Annotated in this window: 25 protein-coding genes and 1 tRNA gene; 9 read left to right on the top strand and 17 right to left on the bottom strand. The window is 51.3% G+C overall.

Features of this window, described 5'->3' with window-relative positions; genetic code table 11:
• Nucleotides 1–2 precede the first annotated feature (2 nt).
• The 7 genes from R3I13_RS05660 to R3I13_RS05630 form a co-directional block, all read right to left on the bottom strand.
• On the bottom strand, nt 3–746 hold the full coding sequence (locus tag R3I13_RS05660) for a LytTR family DNA-binding domain-containing protein (protein WP_346316954.1): 744 nt from the start codon (nt 744–746) through the stop codon (nt 3–5).
• Between the two features lie 52 nt (nt 747–798).
• Nucleotides 799–1608 (bottom strand): histidine kinase, encoded by an 810-nt coding sequence (locus tag R3I13_RS05655; protein WP_346316953.1) that lies wholly within the window; start codon nt 1606–1608, stop codon nt 799–801.
• Nucleotides 1609–1791: 183 nt separating this feature from the next.
• Nucleotides 1792–2502, bottom strand: a complete 711-nt coding sequence (locus R3I13_RS05650) for a response regulator transcription factor (RefSeq protein WP_120518973.1) — start codon at nt 2500–2502, stop codon at nt 1792–1794.
• A gap of 47 nt (nt 2503–2549) precedes the next feature.
• Nucleotides 2550–3566 carry a HAMP domain-containing sensor histidine kinase gene (locus R3I13_RS05645; RefSeq protein WP_346316952.1) on the bottom strand — a complete coding sequence of 339 codons (1017 nt, stop codon included), beginning with the start codon at nt 3564–3566 and terminating at the stop codon, nt 2550–2552.
• Between the two features lie 78 nt (nt 3567–3644).
• On the bottom strand, nt 3645–4142 hold the full coding sequence (locus tag R3I13_RS05640) for a gliding motility lipoprotein GldH (protein ID WP_346316951.1): 498 nt from the start codon (nt 4140–4142) through the stop codon (nt 3645–3647).
• A gap of 12 nt (nt 4143–4154) precedes the next feature.
• On the bottom strand, nt 4155–5030 hold the full coding sequence (locus tag R3I13_RS05635) for a YicC/YloC family endoribonuclease (RefSeq protein ID WP_346316950.1): 876 nt from the start codon (nt 5028–5030) through the stop codon (nt 4155–4157).
• A gap of 78 nt (nt 5031–5108) precedes the next feature.
• Nucleotides 5109–5696: a pseudouridine synthase gene (locus R3I13_RS05630; protein ID WP_346316949.1), complete on the bottom strand. Its 588-nt coding sequence runs from the start codon at nt 5694–5696 to the stop codon at nt 5109–5111.
• Between the two features lie 72 nt (nt 5697–5768).
• Between R3I13_RS05630 and R3I13_RS05625 the strand changes: the two genes are divergently transcribed.
• The 3 genes from R3I13_RS05625 (at nt 5769) to R3I13_RS05615 (ending at nt 8526) form a co-directional block, all read left to right on the top strand.
• Complete coding sequence (locus R3I13_RS05625; protein WP_346316948.1) at nt 5769–6473, top strand: Crp/Fnr family transcriptional regulator; 705 nt, start codon at nt 5769–5771, stop codon at nt 6471–6473.
• 401 nt (nt 6474–6874) lie between these two features.
• Nucleotides 6875–7816 carry a UDP-3-O-(3-hydroxymyristoyl)glucosamine N-acyltransferase gene (locus tag R3I13_RS05620; RefSeq protein WP_346316947.1) on the top strand — a complete coding sequence of 314 codons (942 nt, stop codon included), beginning with the start codon at nt 6875–6877 and terminating at the stop codon, nt 7814–7816.
• Between the two features lie 11 nt (nt 7817–7827).
• Nucleotides 7828–8526, top strand: coding sequence for a hypothetical protein (locus tag R3I13_RS05615; RefSeq protein ID WP_346316946.1), 699 nt, complete (start codon nt 7828–7830; stop codon nt 8524–8526).
• Nucleotides 8527–8657: 131 nt separating this feature from the next.
• On the opposite strand, the gene R3I13_RS05610 is transcribed toward R3I13_RS05615, so the two are convergent.
• From R3I13_RS05610 to pheS, 3 genes are all read right to left on the bottom strand, one after another.
• Nucleotides 8658–9632, bottom strand: a complete 975-nt coding sequence (locus tag R3I13_RS05610) for an NAD-dependent epimerase/dehydratase family protein (RefSeq protein ID WP_346316945.1) — start codon at nt 9630–9632, stop codon at nt 8658–8660.
• Between the two features lie 34 nt (nt 9633–9666).
• Nucleotides 9667–10524 carry a 3-hydroxyacyl-CoA dehydrogenase NAD-binding domain-containing protein gene (locus tag R3I13_RS05605; protein WP_346316944.1) on the bottom strand — a complete coding sequence of 286 codons (858 nt, stop codon included), beginning with the start codon at nt 10522–10524 and terminating at the stop codon, nt 9667–9669.
• Between the two features lie 73 nt (nt 10525–10597).
• Complete coding sequence (gene pheS, locus R3I13_RS05600) at nt 10598–11626, bottom strand: phenylalanine--tRNA ligase subunit alpha (RefSeq protein ID WP_346316943.1); 1029 nt, start codon at nt 11624–11626, stop codon at nt 10598–10600.
• 64 nt (nt 11627–11690) lie between these two features.
• Between pheS and R3I13_RS05595 the strand changes: the two genes are divergently transcribed.
• Together R3I13_RS05595 and R3I13_RS05590 are read left to right on the top strand one after the other, a co-directional pair.
• Nucleotides 11691–12974 (top strand): histidine kinase, encoded by a 1284-nt coding sequence (locus R3I13_RS05595; protein WP_346316942.1) that lies wholly within the window; start codon nt 11691–11693, stop codon nt 12972–12974.
• Nucleotides 12975–13045: 71 nt separating this feature from the next.
• Nucleotides 13046–13498: a hypothetical protein gene (locus tag R3I13_RS05590; protein ID WP_346316941.1), complete on the top strand. Its 453-nt coding sequence runs from the start codon at nt 13046–13048 to the stop codon at nt 13496–13498.
• 139 nt (nt 13499–13637) lie between these two features.
• On the opposite strand, the gene purU is transcribed toward R3I13_RS05590, so the two are convergent.
• On the bottom strand, nt 13638–14465 hold the full coding sequence (purU, locus tag R3I13_RS05585) for a formyltetrahydrofolate deformylase (RefSeq protein ID WP_346316940.1): 828 nt from the start codon (nt 14463–14465) through the stop codon (nt 13638–13640).
• A 112-nt stretch (nt 14466–14577) separates the two neighbouring features.
• Between purU and R3I13_RS05580 the strand changes: the two genes are divergently transcribed.
• Complete coding sequence (locus R3I13_RS05580) at nt 14578–14904, top strand: YegP family protein (protein ID WP_346316939.1); 327 nt, start codon at nt 14578–14580, stop codon at nt 14902–14904.
• A gap of 58 nt (nt 14905–14962) precedes the next feature.
• Here R3I13_RS05580 and R3I13_RS05575 read toward each other — a convergent pair whose 3' ends face one another.
• The 3 genes from R3I13_RS05575 to R3I13_RS05565 all read right to left on the bottom strand — a co-directional run bounded on the left by R3I13_RS05575 (nt 14963) and on the right by R3I13_RS05565 (nt 17936).
• Nucleotides 14963–16315, bottom strand: coding sequence for a sugar porter family MFS transporter (locus R3I13_RS05575; protein WP_346316938.1), 1353 nt, complete (start codon nt 16313–16315; stop codon nt 14963–14965).
• Nucleotides 16316–16405: 90 nt separating this feature from the next.
• Nucleotides 16406–17728, bottom strand: coding sequence for a putative phage abortive infection protein (locus R3I13_RS05570; protein WP_346316937.1), 1323 nt, complete (start codon nt 17726–17728; stop codon nt 16406–16408).
• Between the two features lie 134 nt (nt 17729–17862).
• Nucleotides 17863–17936: transfer RNA gene (locus tag R3I13_RS05565), tRNA-Ile, on the bottom strand.
• A gap of 127 nt (nt 17937–18063) precedes the next feature.
• On the opposite strand from R3I13_RS05565, the gene R3I13_RS05560 reads away from it, so the two are divergent.
• The gene (locus R3I13_RS05560; protein WP_346316936.1) at nt 18064–18684 is read left to right on the top strand and encodes an HAD family phosphatase; all 621 of its coding nucleotides are present in this window, start codon (nt 18064–18066) and stop codon (nt 18682–18684) included.
• Here the strand turns inward: R3I13_RS05560 and R3I13_RS05555 are convergent.
• From R3I13_RS05555 to R3I13_RS05545, 3 genes are all read right to left on the bottom strand, one after another.
• On the bottom strand, nt 18681–18929 hold the full coding sequence (locus tag R3I13_RS05555) for a hypothetical protein (RefSeq protein ID WP_346316935.1): 249 nt from the start codon (nt 18927–18929) through the stop codon (nt 18681–18683). The two genes, R3I13_RS05560 and R3I13_RS05555, sit on opposite strands and share 4 nt — an antisense overlap.
• 66 nt (nt 18930–18995) lie before the next feature.
• On the bottom strand, nt 18996–19349 hold the full coding sequence (locus tag R3I13_RS05550; protein WP_346316934.1) for a TM2 domain-containing protein: 354 nt from the start codon (nt 19347–19349) through the stop codon (nt 18996–18998).
• Nucleotides 19342–19626, bottom strand: coding sequence for a DUF2752 domain-containing protein (locus R3I13_RS05545; protein ID WP_346316933.1), 285 nt, complete (start codon nt 19624–19626; stop codon nt 19342–19344). The genes R3I13_RS05550 and R3I13_RS05545 overlap by 8 nt, the downstream gene beginning before the upstream one ends.
• Before the next feature lie 187 nt (nt 19627–19813).
• On the opposite strand from R3I13_RS05545, the gene R3I13_RS05540 reads away from it, so the two are divergent.
• Both R3I13_RS05540 and nusA read left to right on the top strand, forming a co-directional pair.
• Nucleotides 19814–20278 carry a ribosome maturation factor gene (locus tag R3I13_RS05540; protein ID WP_346316932.1) on the top strand — a complete coding sequence of 155 codons (465 nt, stop codon included), beginning with the start codon at nt 19814–19816 and terminating at the stop codon, nt 20276–20278.
• A 15-nt stretch (nt 20279–20293) separates the two neighbouring features.
• Nucleotides 20294–21541 carry a transcription termination factor NusA gene (nusA, locus tag R3I13_RS05535; protein ID WP_346316931.1) on the top strand — a complete coding sequence of 416 codons (1248 nt, stop codon included), beginning with the start codon at nt 20294–20296 and terminating at the stop codon, nt 21539–21541.
• Nucleotides 21542–21659: the final 118 nt, after the last annotated feature.

The raw sequence follows: 21659 nt of genomic DNA, 5'->3' as shown, positions 1-21659 counted from the left end.
CCTTATAATTTTTCAATCCTCGTCAGGAATTCCTGTTTCCTGTGGCGGCTTACGGGCACACTCCGCCCGTCGGTCATGATGATCTCTCCGCCATCGCCCTTGATGTATTTGTACATGTAGGAAAGATTGATCAGGTAGCTGTTGTGCACCCTGAAAAACCCTTTGTCCTTCAGCACATCTTCCACTTCTTTGAGCGAGCGGCAGATGAGCAGGGGCACGGCATGCTGCTGCATGAAAACGCGGGTGTAACTGCCTTCCGATTCGCAATAGGTGATCTCGCGCACGGGCATCATGCGCAGCCCGTCTACCGTTGGCAGGGCCAGCCTTTCGTTGGGCTGCATATGCTGGTGGAGGAACTGGAGGAGGGCTTCCGTTTTGGGGCCGGAGGTATGATGCTGACTGACGGCTTTTTTCACGCTTTCCATCAGCTCGTCTTTATCGACAGGTTTGAGCAGGAAGTCCAGCGCGCTGTGGCGGATGGCTTTGATAGCGTATTGGTCGTAGGCGGTGGTGAAGATCACGGAGAAGTTGGGCCGGCCGAGTTCTTCGAGCAGTTCAAACCCGTTCATGCCGGGCATTTCCACGTCCAGGAAAACCAGCTGCGGCTGAAATTTCGCGATGGCCTTCAATCCTTCTTCGGAACCGGCGCATACGGCCACCACCTGCAGTTCCGGGCAATAGCGGGTGAGCAGCAGGTGTAATACATCGCGGCAATGTTCCTCATCGTCTATAATGATGGTAATCATGAAAGCCCCGTATTAGGGTGATAAACAGGAATATCCTCAGAGCACTGCTAAATTACTTAAAAATCTCCGCTTCTTCAGGCATAGAGGCGGCAGTTACGTCTGGCAGGCGGATGACCGTATAGGTGCCCGTTTTCTGGTGATGCTGATCGTACAGGTGGCCGGTGGTGATGGCGGCATGCGTATGATACCGCGCGTTCAGCCAGTGCAGCCTTTCCGCGGCCACACGGGTGCCGGGCGTGCGCTGCTGGTAGCCATGGAAAGTACTTTGCCGGGCTACGCCATTATCTTCCAGCCGGATGTAAAATTCACCGTCCTTACGCCCGATCTCGATGCTGATGAGCCCTTTCTGTTCCGCGCTGCGGTGCAGCAGCCGGTGCCAGATGGCATTCTGCACATGCGGCTGCACCACGAAGGGCGGCACCAGCACAGAAAGCTGCGGGCAGCCGGGCAGGCGATGTATCACGTATTCGAACTGCCCTTCGAAACGCAGCTGTTCCAGTTGCAGGTACAGCTCCAGCGATTCCAGTTCTTCTTCCAGCGATATCCATTCCTTGCTGCTGTTTTCCAGGGTGAGGCGCATCAGCTTGCTGAAGCGCGTGAGGTAAGTAGACGCCAGCTCGGTGCTGGACGAAAGTATAAAACTATGGATGGCATTGAGGCTGTTGAAAATAAAGTGAGGGTCCATCTGGCTCTGGATGGTGTGCAGCTCCAGCGAAGCGCGGCTTCCCTGGAGAGCTATATTCTGCTGCATATTCCGCCTGAGCTTCCGCTCCCGCCACCAGAAAAAAAGACCGGTTGCGGCGGCGACAATAAAGAACACGACCAGCAGGATAAAAACGCCGGGTAAAGGCAGTAGTTCCAATGCCGGCGGCGCCGTAAAAGCATGCGATAATTCCGATGGTCCGCTAAGGGGGCTATACATATCAGATTCCTGTGCCGCTCAAATATAGGCTGCATTCAATGCCCGGAAAAGGGGGATTGAATAGCTGGCGGAGGCAGGCTTACAAACGGCAGCGGAACACGGATAGTTGGTGAAGGGGTGCCGTCAGCCGTCGGTGAACTTGTAACCTACGCCGCGGACGGAGTGGAAATACTGGGAATTGCGGCTGTCCTGTTCAAAATACTTGCGGAAATTGAGGATGAAGTTGTCGATGGTGCGGGTAGTGGGATATACGTTGTAACCCCAAACTACCTGGAGAATCTTTTCGCGGGTCACCACTTCGCCTTTGTTCTCGATCAGCAGCTTGAGCAGCATCGTTTCCTTTTTGCTGAGCTCATGGTGCTTGCCGTCTTTCCCTACGCATTCCTGCGCCGCAAAGTCGATCATATTATTGCCGAAGCGGTATACGTTGGGAACGGAGTCCTTATCCTGTATCTTTTTGTTCTTGACGATGAGTTTTTCAACGCGGAGGAGCAGCTCTTCCAGGTTGAAGGGTTTGGTCATATAATCGTCCCCGCCCTTTTTGAGTCCCAGCACGCGGTCTGCGCTGCTGTTCTTGGCGCTGAGGAAAAGGATGGGCACTTCGTTGTTCTGTATGCGGATGTTTTCGCATACAGCCAGGCCGTCCATTTCCGGGAGCATGATATCGAGAATGATCAGGTCGAAGTACTCGTTCTTAACGGCTTTCAGGGCACTGGTTCCATTATCCACGGCCGTTACCTCATAACCTTCCAGCTCCAGGTTCAGCTTGAGCGCCTCCTGGAGGTTTTCTTCATCTTCTACCAGCAATATTGATGCTTTCGTCGCTTCCTTCATTTTGATGCATTGTGGTTGCCTATAAAATTACGTACAACCGGTTAATTTTATGCAGATTGTACGGAATAATCGTTCCAGGTGATCTCAAAACTCGTGCCTTTGGGGATATTATCCTTCACGGCTATACTACCGCCGTGCTGCTCCACGATCTTGCGGGTGAGGTACAGCCCCAGCCCGGAGCCCTTGCTTTTACGCGTGTTTTCGTTGCCTATGCGGTAGAACTTAAGGAAGATCTTGCCCCTTTCTTCCTGCGGGATGCCTTCCCCTTCGTCGTTCACAACCAGCTTCAGCGCATCGCCTGCCCTGAACAGCCTCACATGTATGCCGGTGCCTTTGGGCGCGTATTTGATGGCGTTTTCAACGAGATTGTTCAGCATGAGGGTGATCATGAACTTGTCTCCCTGCAGTTCCACCCCCGGCATAATGTCCGACTCGATGTTGTGGCTTACGGTGCGGCATTGCAGCTCTTCCACTGCGTCTTTGAGCAGCCTGGAGAAGTCCAGGTGTTCCAGGAAGGGCTGGTATTTGCGGTGCTCGAACTGCGCGGCCAGCAGGATATTGTTGCAGAGCTGGTCCAGCCGGTTGGTTTCGCGGATGGTGGCATCCAGCAGCTTGCGTTGTTTTTCTTCATCCAGCTTATGGCGGCGCAGCGTTTCCAGGTTCAGCTTGGCTACGGCGATGGGGCTTTTCAGCTCATGGGTCACCGCCATCATAAAGTTCTGCTGTTGCTGGCTGAGCTTCATCTGCTTCCACACGGCGCGGTATACGATGGCGGCGCCGGCGAGTATCAGCACCAGGAATATCACGCCTTCGCCGATGTATTTGAAGGTACGCATCTGCTGCTCTTTGTGAAGGCGCTGCATTTCCTGGAAAAACTCCGCGGGATGGTTCAGCTGGTGCATCCGGTGAGTGATCTCCAGCTGCTCGTATTTCGCGATCTGCTTGCTTTGCTGGTGCAGCAGCACGCCCCACCATAGCAATTGCACGACGGTGTATACCAGCACAAAAACGTAGATGCCGGTGATCAGCTTTTTATTCTCCAAACCAGATGAAGATTGTTTCATCCGTCAATTATGTTTTTAAGGCTGGATGGAACCCCGCGGTCCGTCCTTTTTAAACTTTATAACGCCCGGTTTCATTATCTACTTCCGCAAAGCGGCTTTTTCGATGCGCAGGCCCATGCTCAGCATATCGGGCAAGGGGTTCTGGCGCATGTTCTGCTCGAATGTAAAACGGTAGATACCGGGCTTTGGCAGGATGGCGTTCTGCTGGATGGGGATGCGGTGCTCATAGATATCATCCATGCCGCTTCCCAGCCATTTGCCGTAAGTATCGGCCAGGGGCAGCTCCACGCGGCGGGTAACCGCTGTACTGTCTCCCGGCAGCTGTGTGCTCACGAGCAACCAGAGGTTGTTGTAAGGATATGCGTCGGTATGCCGCACGTTCACGTAAATGTTGTAATACCAGGCGGTATCTTCCGGGCTCAGCTCCAGTTCAAATACCGGCCTGTTGTCTACCGCCCATTCGGAATCGGGAATATCCCGGTTCTTTTCAAATGTTTCCAGCCTGGGAGGCTTGCAGGCGAAGGCCAGCAGGCAGATCAGGAGGGCGGCCCATCCCTGGTTCGTCTTTACGGTCATAGTTTATGCTGCTTATAGTACGTTCAGTACCTGCTCTTTGGCTTTTTCAAGTTCATCTTTCATCATCACCACCCATTGCTGGATGCCGGCGTCGTTTGCTTTGGAGCCGGTGGTATTGATCTCGCGGCCTATCTCCTGGAGCACGAATCCCAGCTTTTTGCCTTTGGCAGGCTCGGCTTCGGCGAGTATGTCTTTAAAGTACCGGCAATGGTTTTGCAGGCGGATCAGCTCTTCGGAGATGTCCAGCTTTTCCAGGTAAAAGATCAGCTCCTGTTCCATGCGGTTAGCGTCTACATTCTCTTTGCCCACGTATTCCGCCAGCAGTCCTTCGAGTCGTGTGCGCGCTTTGTCTTTGCGCAGCGGGTCCAGCTCTTTTACCTTTTCGGTGTAGAGCAGGATGTTGTCTATCCGGAGCAGCAGGTCCTTTTCGAGCATGGCGCCTTCGTCTATGCGGTGGGCGTCCATGTCGCTCACGGCGGTGCGGATCACTTTTTCCACTTCCAGCCATTCTGATTCCTCCATTTGTTCGGAAGCGGGGGTTACTACTTCAGGAAGTTTCATCAACACGTTGAGCATGTCTTCCTGCGGAAGGGAAAGCTCGGTGGCCATGGATGAAATGGCGGAGTGGTAGTAACGGGCCAGCTCGGTGTTGATCACAACAGGCCGGGTAGCGCCGTTCTGTTTGATGTTGATGGTGGCGTCCAGCGTACCGCGTTGCAGTTCCTGCTGCAGGAGGTTGCGGATGTCGAATTCGTAGGGCTTTAACAGAGGGGACATCTTCAGGTTCACTTCAAACTGTTTGCCGTTCAGCGACTTTATTTCTGCTACAACGGTTGTTTCTCCCCGGGTTACCTCCGCACGGCCGAAGCCGGTCATGGATTTGAGCATATTATCTGTTTATGTGACAAATCTAGTCAAATGAAGCCATATTTCTTGGGAACCAGCTCATTTTGAGCGGGCCGGCCATTAATGGAAAAGGGCTTTGTACATTTCCTGTTGCGAAAGCGCCGTCATATCGCCGGGCTGCATATCGCCAAGGCTGAGCTTCCCGATCCTGTAACGGATGAGCCTCAACGTGGGGAAACCTACGGCGGCCGTCATCCTGCGCACCTGCCTGTTTTTCCCTTCGCGGAGTATAAGCCGTATCCAGGGAGCGGGTATATGCTTGCGGAACCGGATGGGCGGGTTACGTTCGGGCACGGCCGGCTCGTTGTCAAATATCACGGCGTCTGCCCCGCGGGTGCGGAACGGCTTGCCGTCTACCGTAATGGTCACTCCTTCCTGCAATGCGCGGATGGCCTGGTTGGTAACCGCCCCGTCTACCTGCACCCAATATTCCCTTTCATGGGCATGTTTGGGATCGAGCAGGCGGTGGTTGAGCGATTTGTCGTTGGTAAGTATCAGCAGCCCTTCGCTGTCGTAATCCAGCCGGCCGACGGGGTAAACATCGCGCGGTACGTTGAAGTAGTCGGACAATACGGCCTTGTCTCCCTCTTTCCCGAAGCGGGTCAATACTTCATACGGCTTGTACACGGCAAAATAGTGCAGGCTCAAAATGCTTACTTTGGTTAAGGGCCTGTAAATTAGTAATTTTGCCGCATCCTTAGAGGTTTTATGGCATATGATATGTTAAGCGGTCAAACAGAATGCCGGTTCTGCAACAAATACCTGGGCGAGATATTTTCCGCAGCCACGCCTGAGCATGTGGCGGAGATAGCCAACGCAAAAGAGTGCAAAGTGTACAAAAAGGGCCAGGTGATTTTCCAGGAAGGCGCACATCCCTATGGCATCTACTGTATCAATACAGGGAAGGTGAAACTTTCGCACAGCGGCGACGAAGGAAGGGAGCAGATCATCCGCCTCGTGAAACCCGGAGACCTCATCGGTTATAAAGCGCTCATAGACAACGAACCGTATACCGCAACAGCTACCGTGCTGGAAGACAGTGCGGTGTGTTTTATCCCCCGCGATATATTCCTCCAGATATTGCAGACAGATACCGCGCTTTCCCTTAAGATGATGCAGATACTTACCAGCGAGCTGAGAAGGGCTGAGCTGAAGATCACCCATCTTGCGCAGAAGCCGGTAAGGGAACGCCTGGCTGAAACCCTGCTTACGCTGAAAGAAACCTATGGCCTGGAAGAAGATGAACAAACCATCAACGTAACCCTTTCCAGGGAAGAGATTGCCAATCTTGTAGGCACCGCTACCGAATCTGCGATACGCCTGCTTTCGGAGTTCAAGAAGGAGAAAGTGATAGACCTGACGGGTAAAAAGATCAGGATACTCCGCCTTCAGCAACTCATTAAGATGGCAAACCTCCAGGATTAACCCGGCAAGTTCGTTTCCTTTCAAAAAATTTGCCTTCAAAAGCGCTTAAAAGGGTCAACCGGATCAAAAAACGGGGAAAGGCTACCTGAGTGTCCGGGCATATTAAAACATCAGCAAACGGCGTTTTATTTTGTGCCGGTGATGTGCGTGAAAAAATACGATGCTTTGAAACGCTTTGCTGCCGCGGGTTACAAGGGCAATAAAAAAAGTCTGACCGTGAGAACAATCAGACTTTCTTGTTATGTGAATGGGTTAGTAAGTACAGGGAAACAAAAATTCCCTACACAATATTAAAAAGAATTTCATCACAAAAGAAAAAAATTACAAGAAATTTTATTCACAGGCAGAAAAAAAGTGTGGATAACGCCCCCTAACTTTGCTGTCTGATTTAAAGATGAACTATGAAGTTTGATAAACCGATTTCGGTAAAAGAAATAGCAGCGCTTATCGGCGCAGAACTTACAGGCGATAATTCGCTCATGGCAACCGGCATCAACGAGATACACAAAGTGGAAACGGGAGACATCTCGTTCGTGGATTTCGAGAAGTACTACAATGCCTGCCTTACTTCCGCCGCCACCATCATCATCATCAACAAGAAGGTGGAAGCGCCCGCGGGCAAAGCATTGCTGGTAACGGCCGACCCTTTCAGCGCATACGTGAGCCTCGTAAAGAAGTACCGCCCCTTCGTGCCGGTTACTTCCCCCATCAGCGATACCGCCGTGATAGGTGAAGGCACCGTTGTATCGCCCGGGGTGGTTGTTGGCCACCATGTAACCATCGGCAGGAACTGCGTGATCCATCCCAACGTTACCATCTACGATCATACCATCATCGGCGACAACGTGATCATCCATTCCGGTACCGTTATCGGTGCAGATGCTTTTTATTTCAAAAAACGGGCAGACCGGGAGGTGATGTACGACAAGCTGCTCAGCTGCGGCCGGGTGATCATTGAACATGACGTGGAGATAGGCGCCAGCTGCACTATCGATAAGGGCGTAAGCGGCGATACCATCATCGGCGCAGGCACCAAGTTCGACAACATGGTGCACATCGGTCACGGCGCGGTGATCGGCAGGAACTGCCTCTTTGCAGCCCAGGTCGGCATAGGTGGCAAGGCCATTATCGAAGACAATGTGATACTCTGGGGACAGGTTGGCGTGAACAAAGACCTTGTGATCGGCAAAGGCGCCGTTGTGCTGGCACAGAGTGGAGTTGCCTCCGGCATTGAAGGCGGGAGAACTTATTTCGGTTCGCCGGTAGATGAAGCCCGCACCAAGAAAAAAGAAATGGCCTGGATCAAACGCATCCCGGAGATCTGGTCAAAGCTCAACAGCTAGTTCAGAAACACATGATAAAGACGATTTACCGCCCCTTAATTGCCCTTTGCCTGCTTCTTACAGCCTGTGCCACCGTCAAAAAACCGGTAGCCGATCCCGGCCTTTATATTGCAGCCAACGAGCAGCCGGTGAAGATCAAAGACGGCTGGCTGACAGCCAAAACGATCACGATCGGCGCTTATACCACCACTTCCCGTACCAATGGCGTGGCGGCCAATACGCCGGCCAAACAATTTAAAAGTACAGCAGACGCTTTTTATTTCAACGTCAAAACCCAGGATGCCGAGTTGCCCGTGCAGGTACTGAGCACCGGGAAGATCACCTTTTCCAGCCGCCCGCTTCCCGCATATCTCAGCACGTTGGCCGGTGATGCGCCGCTCTGGTACATGTTTGTTGGCGGCACGGCGCAAGACCCGCTGAAGAGCTGGGAACTGCTGCTGAAAAAGAACATCGCTTTCCTTGAGCTGAACGACAATAAAACGGTGGGCATACTCCGCTCTTCAACAGACGAGATCAGGATCACCGCGCATAACCGCTTTGGCATCCGCAACAGCACGGAAAAGATCTGTTACGAGTTCCAGCTGAAAGGCGTACCGGTTGCCGCCGTGCTGACCGGTGAAACGCCGAAGGTATGGCTGCATACGAAAGTTGACGCCGGCCTGCAGAGAACGCTTGCCGCGGTGATGCTGGGACTGCTGTTCAGGCCGTAGGCTTGTACGAAACAATGAAGGTCCGGCAGCAAAGCTCTTTGCGCCGGGCAGATAATATTCCTGAGGGGCGCCATGCAAGGCGTCCCTTTTTTTCGTGGTAAAGAAGAGCGCTGATGATGTTCGGGAAAGGGTTATTGTGCAGCCAGGTAATCCCTGCTCACGTCGGCCACTGTTTCATCCAGCGGCCTGAATGTAAAACCGGGCAGCGCCTGCCTGATCTTTTCACTGTTGTAGTACACTTTCAATTGAGCCGTGCGGGCGGTTTCACGGGTAATGAGCGGGCGTTTGCCGGTGAAGAGGCTGCGGAGTTTTTCCATTCTCCATACCAGCGCAGCCATCCATGGTTTTGCCGCGATGTGGGGCGGTCTTTTGCCCAGCGCTTCGGCCATGCGGGTGAAGAGCTGGCGGTATGCCCAGTTGTCGCCGTTGAGGATGAACCTTTCGCCTGAAATGGGACTGTCCATCAGGCGGATCATGGCGGTCACCACATCGCGCACATCCACGAAGCCATTCACGCCTTCGGTATAGTAGGGAAATTCTTTCCAGGCATTCTTCAGCATCAGTCCCGTGCCGTCGTGCCAGAAGCCGCTGCCGAGAATGATGGAGGGATTTACGATCACGGCATCCAGCCCTTCGGCAATGCCACGCCATATTTCTATTTCGCTGAGGTGCTTGCTGATGGCATAGTTGGAGTTGTTGCCGCTTTCTTCCCATTGCGCGTCTTCGGTGATGGCTGTTTGCTGCCTTGCCCTGCCGAGCGCAGCCACGGAGCTGACGTGCACGATCTTGCGGATACCCATGTCGATAGCGAGGTTCACCACGTTGGCCGTTCCTTCGATGTTGGCTTTGAGCATTTCATCGCGCTTGTCCGGCTGGAAGGAAACAATGGCGGCGCAATGATAAATTTCCGTGATGCCCTGCATAGCGTCTTCCAGCGCGCCGGTATCCAGCACATCCGCCTGGAACCATTCCACTTTGTCCTTAATATCGTTCACCTGTTCCGGGATGCGGCTGCGGTATAAGGCGCGTACGGGTTTGCCGGCCTGCACGAGCGCACGCAGAAGATAGCTGCCTAAAAAACCTGTTCCCCCGGTTACAAGGATCATGACGGATGATTTGTTATTGCGGCACAAATGTAAATCAATACTTGTAAAAACCTTTCCCGGTTTTGCGGCCCAGCTCGCCTTTCGCCACAAGTGCCGCCTGCATGGCCCCGGGTTTGAACCGCGGCGCCTTTTGGAATGCTTCGTATAGCGAAACGGTCACTGCATAGTTTACATCATTGCCGATGAGGTCCATCAGCGCAAAAGGCCCCATCCTGAACCCGGCAGCTTCGAGCAGCCGGTCTGCCGCCGCTATATCTGCAATGCCGGCTTCCACGGCTTCCATGGCTTCAAGATAATAATGCCGCGCAACGCGGTTCACGATAAAGCCGGGCGCATCTTTTACACGCACGGGCGTTTTACCCATTTCAAGCACAAGGGCATATAAAAGATGAGCGGTATGTGTAGATGTTTGTTCGCCCTTCACCACTTCCACCAGCTGCATCAGATGAGCGGGGTTAAAGAAGTGCAGGCCTCCTACCCGCTGCGGATTTGCCACCTGCCGGGCGATCTCGGTCACGGAAAGGGAAGAGGTATTGGTGGCGAAGATGGCGTCTTCATGATTGATGGCTGCCAGCTGGTTGAAAAGCGCGGCTTTGGCTTCTACTTTCTCTACGATGGCTTCTATGACAACTTCCGCCTTGCATGCCTCCAGTTCATGGCAAAGGGTGATGCGGCCGAGGATGTCCGTCATCTGCTGGGCTGGCATCTTTCCTTTGTCTACTGCTTTTTGCAGGTTGCCGCTGATCTGCGCATAACCTTGCTGCAGGGCTTTTTCATTCAGGTCGAAGAGGCGGGTATGAAAGCCGGCGGCAGCGCATACCTGCGCGATGCCTGCGCCCATAGTGCCTGCGCCGCAAACGGCAATGGTATGGATGTTCTGAATGGACTGCATATGCAACGAATTAAGGGGAACACGTGGAAATAACAAGGCCGGAACTGGATGGTTCCGGCCTTATGGGAGAAAATTATATGGCGCCCTGGAACTGCTTCAGGAAACGGAGGTCGTTTTCCGAGAAGAGCCGGAGGTCTTTGATCTGGTATTTGAGCATGGTAAGTCTTTCGATGCCCATGCCGAATGCGAAGCCGGTGTACTTCGTTGAATCGATGCCGCAATTTTCCAGCACCTGCGGGTGCACCATGCCGCAACCGAGTATTTCCACCCAGCCGGTATGCTTGCACACGTTGCAGCCTTCGCCGCCGCAGATGAGGCAGGAAATATCCATTTCAGCGCTCGGCTCGGTGAACGGGAAGAAAGAGGGGCGGAAGCGCACTTTAAAGTTTTCGCCGAAGAATTCCTGCACGAAATAATACAGCGTTTGTTTGAGGTCGGCAAAGGAAACATTCTCCGCGATGTACAGCCCTTCTATCTGGTGGAAGAAGCAGTGCGCGCGGGCGCTGATGGTTTCGTTGCGGTATACGCGGCCGGGGCAGATGATGCGGATGGGCAGCTTGCCTTCTTCCATCACGCGCACCTGTACTGAGGAGGTATGCGTACGCAGCAGCCAGTCCGGGTTGTTGTGCACGTAGAAAGTATCCTGCATATCCCGGGCGGGATGGTTTTCGTCCAGGTTGAGCGCGGTAAAGTTATGCCAGTCGTTCTCGATCTCCGGGCCTTCCGCGATGGTAAATCCGAGGCGTTCGAAGATGCGGATCGCTTTGTTGCGCACGATGCTGATAGGATGGCGGGTGCCCAGGCGGTGCGGTTCGCCGGGAAGGGTAAGGTCCAGGTGGCTGGAAGCGTCTGCAGCGCCGTCTTTCAGGTGCTGGAACTCTTCGTATTTGCCTTCGGCGAGCAGCTTGAAGCTGTTGAGCACCTGCCCGAATTCTTTCTTTTGCTCGCTGGGCACGGATTTCATTTCGCCGAACAGGGCTTTTACCAATCCTTTGGTACCGAGGAATTTAATGCGGTATTGTTCCAGTTCCTCCGCCGTTTTCGGCTGGAAAGCGGCAATTTCCTGCTTATATGCTTCTATTTGCTGCACTATCTGCTCCATAGGGTGCAAATATAACGTGCTGCGGAGAAAAAAGAGTAAATTGGGGCGGAATTTGGGGAATCCAATGCCTATAACCGTTTATATCGCTCTAGTCGCTGCGCTCGTACTGCTGCTGGCAGCACTGTACTGCCGGATGGCCCGGTACAGGCGGCAATACAGAACAGAAGCCACGCTCAATTACTTCACCACTTCATTATTCGGCAAAAACACGGTAGACGACATCCTCTGGGATGTGGCCAAGAACTGCATTTCACGCCTTCACCTGGAAGACTGCGTGATCTATCTGCTGGACGAGGAACAGGGCCTGTTGGTGCAAAAGGCCGCCTATGGCCCCAAGAACCCCGTGCGCTTCGAGATCCGCGATCCGATAGAGATCAAACTGGGCCGGGGTATCGTGGGCAGCGTAGCCCTCACGGGCAGGCCGGAGATCATCCCCGATACGTCCAAAGACCCGCGGTATATCGTGGACGATGAGCGCCGGCTGTCTGAGATCACCGTGCCGATCATAGACCGCGGGAAAGTAATAGGCATTATTGATTCGGAGCATTCGCGCCGCGATTTTTATACGATGGAGCACCTGGCCCTGCTGGAAAGGATCGCCGCCATCTGCGCTTCCAAGATAGCGCGCACCGTGATAGAGGAAAAAGCCCGGCGGCAGGCCATGGAAGTGCAGCTGCTGCATAAACAGCTGGCGGAGTTCAGGCTGGTAACGCTCAAGAGCCAGATGAACCCGCACTTCCTCTTCAACTGCCTGAACGGCATCTACCATTGCATCCTGGCGGCGGATATTGACAAGGCCAGTGATTATGTATCCAACTTCGCGCGGCTGCTGCGCATGGTGCTGATGCACGCGGAAAAGAATTTTATTTCCCTGCGGGAAGAAGTAGAGTTGCTGGGACATTACCTCAAAATAGAAGCGCTGCGCACCAATAAACCTTTCGATTACAATATTTTTATTGACGAAGGCATTAACCCCGACGAGTATTTCGTGCCCGGCATGCTCATCCAGCCGTTCCTGGAAAACGCCATCTGGCATGGGCTGATGAACAAGGAAGGCGACCGCAGCCTGAACATCCATTGGCGCAGGCCAAAGGAAAAAGAACTGCTGTGCGAGATCACAGACAATGGCGTTGGCCGTGCGCAGTCTTCCCGGCGCCATCCCTCCGGCCATGCTTCCAAAGGCATGAGCCTGTGCATGGAGCGGGTAGAACTTTACAAAGCGCTTTTCAATTCAACCTTCCATATCAGGGTGATAGACCTTTACAGCGAAGACGGGGCGGCCCAGGGCACCAAGGTGAACATCGCCTTCGAGATCGCGCCTGGCGCCGGTGTGACGCATGTGGGTTGAGTTCCGGGGAATTTTAAAGAAATTTTGTGGAAAACGGGGAGGCCTGCATCTACGTAAAAAATACCCATGTTATGCTGAAGCTACCCTCCCTGGCTGCTGTATTGCTGCTGGCGTGCACTACGCTCTCTGCCCAGGAAAAAAAGGCCACGCCCGTAAAAGGTAAAGAAGTTATATACCAGGACAAAAAAGTACCGCCCCCTCCGCCGCCACTGCCCCCGAAAGATGCTCCGGAAGTAACGCCGAAGAAGATCAAAAAAGCGCCCCCTCCGCCGCCGCCCGTGATCAAAAAAGAAACTACCGGCAAAGAAGTAAAGTTCACACCACCCGTGATCCGGAAAGATGTTGAAGTAAAAGAAACCAGGCTGGCGGCTCCTGTCATTAAAAAAGATGCAAAGCCGCAGGCTAAGTTCACGCCGCCCGTGATCAAAAAAGACGCGACCGCGAAAGTGAAGGAAGAAGTAAAGTTTGCACCGCCCGTGATCAAAAAAGATGCACCGGCGAAAACGAAAGACAATCAGAAATAAAGACATCTGCCACCGGTTCATTCCCCGGAAAAGAAGGATGACGGCGTCCGCCTCCGCCGCAAAATGGAATTGATCCCTTCCATGAATAAGAAAAGCGCACGATGGTGCGCTTTTTCTTTTATACAAATTGTTTGTTCCATTATTCAAACACCACCGTCTTGTTCCGGTACACGAACACCCTGTCGCTGAAAACCAGGCGGAGCGCTTTGGCCAGCACAGATACTTCGATCTCCTTGCCCGCGCGTATCATATCCGTTGTGGTAAAAGAGTGGTTCACCGGTATCACCTGCTGCGCGATGATCGGCCCTTCGTCCAGCTCATTGGTCACAAAGTGAGAAGTGGCGCCAATCAGCTTGACCCCTCTTTCAAAGGCCTGCCGGTAAGGCTGGCTGCCGGCGAACGCGGGGAGGAAAGAATGATGGATGTTGATGATCCGCTCAGGATATTTCGCTACAAACGAAGGGCTAAGTACCCGCATGAACTTGGCCAGCACGATATAATCCGGGTTGTAGCCGGCAATGACCTCCTCTATTTTTTCTTCGAAGGCGGCTTTGCTTTCCTGCTCGTGTGAAATATAATGGAAAGGAATGGCGAAGCGCTGGCAGATGTTTTCCAGCACCTGGTGGTTGCCGATCACGCATTGAACGGTGGCGCCCAGCGTGTTGAACTGGTTGCGCACGAGAATATCCGCCAGGCAATGGTATTCTTTGGTCACCATAACGGCGATCTTTTTCTCCGGCCTGGGGTTGATGCTTACAAATGCATCCGGCGGCAATACCTCCCGGATGGCGCTCTCCAGCGCTATGGGATCTGCCTCGTGCTCGGCTTCGATGCGGATGTAAAAGCGGTTATCCGTCTTATCCACGAACTCCCTCAGCGAAACAATGTTCAGCCGCTCTTTAGCCATTATGGCCGATATGCCGGCCACGAGGCCAACCCTGTCTATCGATTGGATCAGGACTATCATAGGACGCCTAATTTATTAAAATATTCCCGCCTGTAATAATTATACTTTTTGCGGGTTCCATTGTTACGTTCAGATGGCCCTCTTTTTGCGGTATTCTCAAAAACTCATCTTTATGGGCAAATTTGTTATCACCCGAGGTCCTTCCGGCGTTTTTTACTTCAACCTCAAAGCCGGCAATGGCGAAACCATTCTCACCAGCGAGCATTATTCAACGAAAGACAAATGCCTTGAAGGGGTTGCATCAGTAAAACGAAATGCGGCAATAGACCGGCAGTATGCGGACTGGACGGCCAAAGACGGGCGCCTGTATTTTGTGCTCAAGGGCGGCAACCAGGAAGTGATCGGCACCAGCGAGATGTACGAGAACAGCAGCGGGCGCGAAAAGGGCAAAGCTTCCGTGAAAGCCAATGCGCCGGATGCGGTTATTGAAGAGGCATAAATGAGCAGGTCCCGTCCCGGCTAAGCAGGGACGGGACTTGTGGTTATTTCTGAAGAAGTTATTTTATCCCCAGCTCCTGCTGTATCTGTTCCAGCGATCTTCCTTTCGTTTCCGGCATTACGCGCCAGATGAAAACAAAAGAGATCAGCATCATCACACTATAAAATATAAAAGAGTAAAAGCCGCCATCGGGGCTGCCTTCCACGATGATGGGGAAGGTCCACGAGATGATGGCCGCCATGATCCAGTGTGTGAAGCTGCCCAGAGAGCCGCCCTGCGAGCGCACTGCGTTGGGGAATATCTCTGAAATGAACACCCATATCACCGCTCCCTGCGAAAACGCAAAGCAGGCAATGAACCCGACCAGGTAAATGATCACGCTGCTGCCGCCGCCACCGGGACTGTTGAACGCCACAGCCGTTAACGCCAGGAAAATGAACATGCCTGCCGCGCCAGTGAGCAGCAGCTTTTTCCTGCCGAAGCGGTCTATCACGCTCATGGCCAGCAAAGTGAAAACGAAGTTGGCCGCGCCGATGTACACCGATTGCTGGAATGCGCTGGCCTGGTTGAAGCCCGCCATTTCGAAGATCCTGGGCGCATAATAAATGATCGCGTTAATGCCGGACAGCTGGTTGAACATGGCCAGCAGCATGGCATAGAAGATGGGTTTGTTATATTTCCCCGAAAAAAGTTTCTCTTTGATCCCCTGTTTCGCCAGCGCATGTTCTTCCCTGATCAATCCCGCTATATCGGTTTCGCCTGTACGCGCAAAGATGCGTCCCGCGGCTTCGTCCTGCCCGTTAAGCACCAGCCAGCGCGGGCTTTCGGGAATAGTTCTTACCAGCAACGCAAATATCGCCGCCGGGATGGCCATTACGCCGAGCATATACCGCCAGGCATCGGTGCCAATATCCGCCAGCAGGAAGTTTGCCAGGTAAGCCACAAGAATCCCCGCTACGATATTCACCTGGAACGAGCCCGCCAAGGCGCCACGTATCTTCGCCGGCGCTATTTCTGAAATGTACATCGGTCCTACCACGGAAGAAGCGCCCACGGCCAGCCCGCCAATGAACCGGAACAGCACAAACAGCAGCCAGGCAGAACTTACTGCACAGCCGATGGCAGACAGCAGGTACATCAACGCAATAACCATCAGCACTTTTTTACGCCCATACTTCTGCGCCGGCCCACCCACCACCAGCGACCCGAACACGGTACCGATCAGGCTGGATGCGACTGTGAATCCTTGCCAGAAGGAATTCAATGACCATAATTGCTGGATCGTTTTCTCAGCGCCGGAGATAACGGCCACTTCCATCCCGAATAAAAAGCCGCCCAGCGCGGCGATAAGCGATACGCGGATGGCATAGCCGTAGTCTTTAACGGCTGTACGTGGAATTACTGTTGTCATGCAGAGGTTTTAGGATGGGGATGAAATTAAGGGATGTTTTTGGGATTTTATAGGGAAAGGAATTTCAATTTTATTTTCCAATTGATGCTATTAGTGATATAGTTTCAGCAATTTTTTCCTTCCCGGAGGCATTGGATATGATTCGAATTTTACATTGGGGTAATGTCTTGCAAAATCTTGTCTAAATAATTGCCCCATAGGAAGATTTTTAATTAGATTATATTTTGTAATCAATTGTTTATTTATCAATTGTTTAGGTGTAATGGTTCGTTTTTCAGTTTCTGAAAACCTCAGGGAACATCGGATTTCCCAAATATTTCCCATCGAAGACAAGCTATTGAAATAGAGAATTATCTGTTCGTAAGTTGAAAATTGTGCGCGAAGAGTTTTGACGTATTCGTACTTTTCTTTGTAACTAAGAAAATGCTGATCATTTATGAAGTTTACAAATTGATAAAGGTGTCTGAAATAGTGCCCTAACTGAAGTTGAACACCACTATAATATTTGTGGAAATCATTTTTATAATATAAATCTAAGAATTGGGGTGAGTCTACAGGGAAACTATTTCGATTTTTTATTTTGGGCTGGTCTTTCCGCTTTTCAATTACAGCGTTGACAAAATCTATTTTTTTGTCAGTTGTTCCTATTTTTCTAATTTTTTGCCATCGTGTCCAGTTATCCGATTTTTCAACTGGCTTAAGAGCTAGGTAGTTTATAATATTCTCATAAATCTCGCTGTTATACTTACGATAAAAAGTATTTTTTAGAATATAATTTCCATTAGGTTCGAGCCCAAAAAAAACTATTGTATACGCAATATCCGTTTTTGCTAATTCTCGTAATTCCAAATCCCTTTCATGCATGAATTCCTCTTCAATCATCGTATTTAAATACTCTTGCGTATAAATATTCTCAATTGATTTTTTAAAAAAGAAAGGCTTGATTTCTTGGCGGCAGATAGATATTTGGTCGCTGATGTATTTGATGGCTTGCTGTCCCTTAAGATTATATTCTTTGGTTACTTCATCGTTATTTTTTGTTGAAATATTCCCTTTAACAATTTTAGAGGTGGTATTAACCTTTGTGAATGAAACTTGTATTTCATTGGCATTCTCCCTATGAATTTTGAGTAAATCAAAAAACTTATTTTCAAATCGTTCTTTGCGAAAAGCAATTCTTTGTTCTTTTAGAGTTAGGTAAAGAAAGATGAATCCCGAAAGTGAGAATAATGTACCAACAAATCCTCCAATATAGTCGCCAAATTGGCCGGTTTTTTCAATATCAATACTCGAGCTATTAATTGTCCATCCTTCATTTTGGAGCATAGACAAGTATCGGAAAGTAATAGAAGTACCAATAATTATTATTGTCCATGCAAGATAGTATAGGGCCTTTGTTTTGTTGCTTTGCATATTAAACTAATTTGGAAAAGGGGGAACATTTGGTAAGACTATAAATTTACATATCGTGAATTACCCGCAATAATTTAAATCAAACTCAAATTAAAAGGGGCTCAAGATACAACATCTTGAGCCCCTCTTTTAAGTGGTCCCACCTGGGCTTGAACCAGGGACCCTCTGATTATGAGTCAGATGCTCTAACCAACTGAGCTATAGGACCGGCGCCCTTTCGGGCAAAAATATATAGAACTTTTATTGGGCCCCCTCTCGCGGGGGACGGCAAAAGTAAATATTTTTTGCTGAATCTTTTGCAAATTTTTCCTGCCGCACCCTAACTTTGCCCTGCCATGCAAGGAATCAAACACATCATCTTCGATCTCGGGGGCGTTATCCTCAACATCAACTACCAGCTCACCAGCCAGGCTTTTAAAGCCCTCGGGGCCCAAAATTTCGATGAACTGTACAACCAGTTCCACGCCAACGCGCTTTTCGAAGACCTCGAAACCGGCCGCGTAACCCCTGAAGAATTCCTCGACAAGATCAAAGAACACCTGCCCGGAGGCACCACGGAACAACAGATCATTGATGCCTGGAACGCCATGCTGCTGGACTTCCCCGTGGCAAGACTGCAACTGCTGCAGCAGCTCCGCAACCACTACGACCTCTTCCTGCTGAGCAATACCAACGCCATCCACCTGGAAGCGCTGAACAAACAGCTCGAAAAAGAAAGAGGTATCCCTTCACTGGCGGCGTTCTTCGACAGGAGCTATTATTCCCACCTCATCGGCTACCGCAAGCCCGAGAAAGAGTCCTACCAGGTGATACTGGATGAGAACGGCCTGAAGCCCGAACATACGCTGTTCATAGACGATACCCTGCCGAATATCGATGGGGCAACCGCGCTGGGCATACAGACGATCCACCTGCAGGCGCCAAAAACCATCCTGGATGTTTTCCGGAAAAATTAATTCTTGATCTCTTCAAAGTCGATGTAATCGCCTTTGTCCCGCTTGATGGGTTCTGCGGGGCGGGGAGGAGCCTGCTGCGGGCCCTGCTGCTGTTGTTGCTGTTCATACTGCTGGCGCATCGCGTCCTGCATGTCGCGCACCTGGCGGCGCACTTGTTTGGTGCCCCTGTAAACGGGAATGAAGAAATCGAATACCAGTTTATATAAGAGCCATCCTAAAAAGATGTAGAATAAAAGCTTGAGCATAATGCTACAAAGATAGCAGTATCTCCATTTTTACGATCCATTTTAAGGTTTCTTTAACGAAATGCCTTACACCCGGCCCACCATGGATGCGACTTCCATAGACACCTGTTTGTTGTACTCCCAGGTAAGTTTCCGGTAGTTCACCGCATCGATGATGGTGCCGATGAGGCAGAAACCTCCTGTGAAAAGGTACAGCAGCCCCCACAGGATCTGGTCCAGCAGGAAACGGTGCACACCGTTGACGAGCACGAAGCCCAGCAGGCAGGTGAGCAGGATGGTCTGCGGGTCTTTCCTCCTGGCCTGGTAGAGATAGAGGAATTTTTTGCGCGCCTCGGGGTCGAACTTTTTGGTAAGCTCTTCCAGCCAGATCATCTCTTCGTGGTCGATGCCGGGTAACATGGCGAAATAGAAGTCATTCATATCTGAGTGTTAAATATTGATCTCTGCCGAGCTTGCCGATGCGCAACAGGAGCATCAGCAGTACGGGCGCTGCCAGCCGGTGGCTTTCCCAGCTTTCTTTCCATTCCCCGTGCAACAGATGGGAAATGGCCCGGCCCAACCCGCATCCCGGGCAGCCTTCGAGGCCAGCCGCTTTAAAAACACAGAAGCTGGGGAGGCCTGCATGCGGATCGAGGAATGCCAGGAGGATGAGTCCCAGCGTCCAGGCCGCCAGTTCGATATTGATGCGGGAAATCATTTCCACCTCAATTTAAGCTAATCCGGCCGCCCGTCCAATTAAAATAAACAATAATGTGTGTAGATAAGGGTTCTGTGGGCGTTATATTTAGAAGAAATTGTTCTTGGAATGAAAATAAATGCTAATTTTGTAACGGAAAAATGATTCAAATGAAGGGGACGCGATGAGTCCCCTTCTTCTATTTCATATGGCAAACGAACAAGTGATAGCGCGTATACAGGAAATGCTGGAAGCGCTGCTGGCGGACAAACCGGAGTATTTTATTGTAGAGATCAGGATAAAGCCCACCAATAATGTGAAAGTGTTTGTGGATGCTGACAACGGTGCCTCGATAGACAAGCTCGTGTCCCTGAACCGCCAACTATACCCCCAGCTGGAAGCCGCGGGGTTATTTCCGGACAATGACTTTTCCCTGGAAGTATCCTCCCCCGGGCTGGATGAACCGCTGAAAAATCCCCGGCAATTCGTGAAGAACACCGGCCGCAAGGTAGAAGTGACCCTGCTGGACGGAACCGTAAAAGAAGGAAAGCTTCTTGGCGCCACCGGTACGGAACTGACGCTGGAAGAAACCATTGGCAAGAAAAAAGAGATCATCATAACAAACATCAATTTATCCGAAATAAAGCACACAAAGGTGTGTATCGTGTTTTAAAAACTATAACAGAACATGGCTAGTATTAACCTGATTGAGTCATTCACCGAATTTAAGGAGGCGGAAAACATTGACCGCCCCACGCTGATGAAGGTGTTGGAAGATGTGTTCAAGACCCTGCTGCGTAAGAAATATGGCTCAGATGAGAACTTTGACGTGATTGTAAATACCGAGAAAGGTGACCTGGAGATCCTCCGCCGCCGTACCATCGTGGAAGACGGCACCGTGGAAGACGATAACGCCCAGATCGCCTATTCTGAAGCTATATTGGTGGAGCCTGACTACCAGGTGGGTGAAGACCTCTACGAAGAAGTGGAGATCATGGACTTCGGCCGTCGCGCCATTCTCGCAGCCAAACAGACGCTCACCGCCCGCATCGGGGACCTCAAGAAGAACATCCTGGTGAAAAAGTATGCGGACCGTGTAGGCGAGATCGTAACCGGCGAGGTATACCAGGTGTGGAAAAAGGAAGTTTTATTATTGGATGATGAAGGGAATGAGTTAATATTGCCTAAATCAGAACAAATACCGACAGATTACTTCAAAAAGGGTGAAAACGTACGGGCCGTGGTGAAAAAAGTGGAACTGAAGAACAACTCCCCGCTGATCATCCTTTCCAGAACACATCCCTCCTTCCTGGCCAAACTCCTCGAAATAGAGGTGCCGGAGATCTTCGACGGGCTGATCGTGATCAAAAAGATCGTGCGTGAGCCGGGCGAAAGAGCCAAAGTAGCCGTGGAATCCTATGACGACCGGATAGACCCCGTGGGCGCCTGCGTGGGTATGAAAGGTAGCCGTATCCACGGTATCGTTCGCGAGCTCCGGAACGAAAACATCGACATTATCAACTATACCGCCAACATCCAGCTGCTTATCCAGCGCGCGCTCACGCCCGCAAGGATCAGCCGGATGGACGTGGACAACGAGAATAAATACGCTTCCGTTTACCTGAAACCTGACCAGGTATCACTGGCCATCGGTAAAAAAGGCGTAAATATTAAACTGGCCTGCGAACTCACCGGAATGGAAATTGATGTATTCCGCGATGAAGAGCAGGAACAGACAGAGTTCGATATCGACCTGGAAGAATTTGCAGACGAGATCGAACCGTGGGTGATAGACGAACTGAAAAGAATCGGTTGCGATACCGCCCGCAGTGTGCTTGACCTGACTCCGGAAGAACTTGTACGCCGTTCAGACCTCGAAGAGGAAACCGTACATGAGGTGAGAAGGATCTTGCAGGAAGAATTTGAAAAAGAATAAGCCGGCCGCTACACCTTCCCATGGGGTAGGCTTTTTTGATTGCAGAGATATTTGAGTTATTGTTAAATGTTAAAAGAATTACTCCGCCGGTTGGTGGGGATTAAACGGGAAGGACGAG

It is taken from the genome of Chitinophaga sp. YIM B06452 (genome assembly GCF_039655965.1).
In the GTDB taxonomy this organism is placed as follows: Bacteria; Bacteroidota; Bacteroidia; order Chitinophagales; family Chitinophagaceae; genus Chitinophaga.
The sequence above is the reverse complement of the archived record's forward strand: the minus strand, read 5'-3'. Positions and strand labels throughout refer to the sequence as shown.

Coding starts and splice junctions, on each gene's coding strand:
- R3I13_RS05660 (WP_346316954.1), bottom strand. CDS start 746: ATGATTACCATCATTATAGACGATGAGGAACATTGCCGCGATGTATTA.
- R3I13_RS05650 (WP_120518973.1), bottom strand. CDS start 2,502: ATGAAGGAAGCGACGAAAGCATCAATATTGCTGGTAGAAGATGAAGAA.
- R3I13_RS05645 (WP_346316952.1), bottom strand. CDS start 3,566: ATGAAACAATCTTCATCTGGTTTGGAGAATAAAAAGCTGATCACCGGC.
- R3I13_RS05640 (WP_346316951.1), bottom strand. CDS start 4,142: ATGACCGTAAAGACGAACCAGGGATGGGCCGCCCTCCTGATCTGCCTG.
- R3I13_RS05635 (WP_346316950.1), bottom strand. CDS start 5,030: ATGCTCAAATCCATGACCGGCTTCGGCCGTGCGGAGGTAACCCGGGGA.
- R3I13_RS05625 (WP_346316948.1), top strand. CDS start 5,769: ATGTTAAGCGGTCAAACAGAATGCCGGTTCTGCAACAAATACCTGGGC.
- R3I13_RS05620 (WP_346316947.1), top strand. CDS start 6,875: ATGAAGTTTGATAAACCGATTTCGGTAAAAGAAATAGCAGCGCTTATC.
- R3I13_RS05615 (WP_346316946.1), top strand. CDS start 7,828: ATGATAAAGACGATTTACCGCCCCTTAATTGCCCTTTGCCTGCTTCTT.
- R3I13_RS05610 (WP_346316945.1), bottom strand. CDS start 9,632: ATGATCCTTGTAACCGGGGGAACAGGTTTTTTAGGCAGCTATCTTCTG.
- R3I13_RS05605 (WP_346316944.1), bottom strand. CDS start 10,524: ATGCAGTCCATTCAGAACATCCATACCATTGCCGTTTGCGGCGCAGGC.
- pheS (WP_346316943.1), bottom strand. CDS start 11,626: ATGGAGCAGATAGTGCAGCAAATAGAAGCATATAAGCAGGAAATTGCC.
- R3I13_RS05595 (WP_346316942.1), top strand. CDS start 11,691: ATGCCTATAACCGTTTATATCGCTCTAGTCGCTGCGCTCGTACTGCTG.
- R3I13_RS05590 (WP_346316941.1), top strand. CDS start 13,046: ATGCTGAAGCTACCCTCCCTGGCTGCTGTATTGCTGCTGGCGTGCACT.
- purU (WP_346316940.1), bottom strand. CDS start 14,465: ATGATAGTCCTGATCCAATCGATAGACAGGGTTGGCCTCGTGGCCGGC.
- R3I13_RS05580 (WP_346316939.1), top strand. CDS start 14,578: ATGGGCAAATTTGTTATCACCCGAGGTCCTTCCGGCGTTTTTTACTTC.
- R3I13_RS05575 (WP_346316938.1), bottom strand. CDS start 16,315: ATGACAACAGTAATTCCACGTACAGCCGTTAAAGACTACGGCTATGCC.
- R3I13_RS05570 (WP_346316937.1), bottom strand. CDS start 17,728: ATGCAAAGCAACAAAACAAAGGCCCTATACTATCTTGCATGGACAATA.
- R3I13_RS05560 (WP_346316936.1), top strand. CDS start 18,064: ATGCAAGGAATCAAACACATCATCTTCGATCTCGGGGGCGTTATCCTC.
- R3I13_RS05555 (WP_346316935.1), bottom strand. CDS start 18,929: ATGCTCAAGCTTTTATTCTACATCTTTTTAGGATGGCTCTTATATAAA.
- R3I13_RS05550 (WP_346316934.1), bottom strand. CDS start 19,349: ATGAATGACTTCTATTTCGCCATGTTACCCGGCATCGACCACGAAGAG.
- R3I13_RS05545 (WP_346316933.1), bottom strand. CDS start 19,626: ATGATTTCCCGCATCAATATCGAACTGGCGGCCTGGACGCTGGGACTC.
- R3I13_RS05540 (WP_346316932.1), top strand. CDS start 19,814: ATGGCAAACGAACAAGTGATAGCGCGTATACAGGAAATGCTGGAAGCG.
- nusA (WP_346316931.1), top strand. CDS start 20,294: ATGGCTAGTATTAACCTGATTGAGTCATTCACCGAATTTAAGGAGGCG.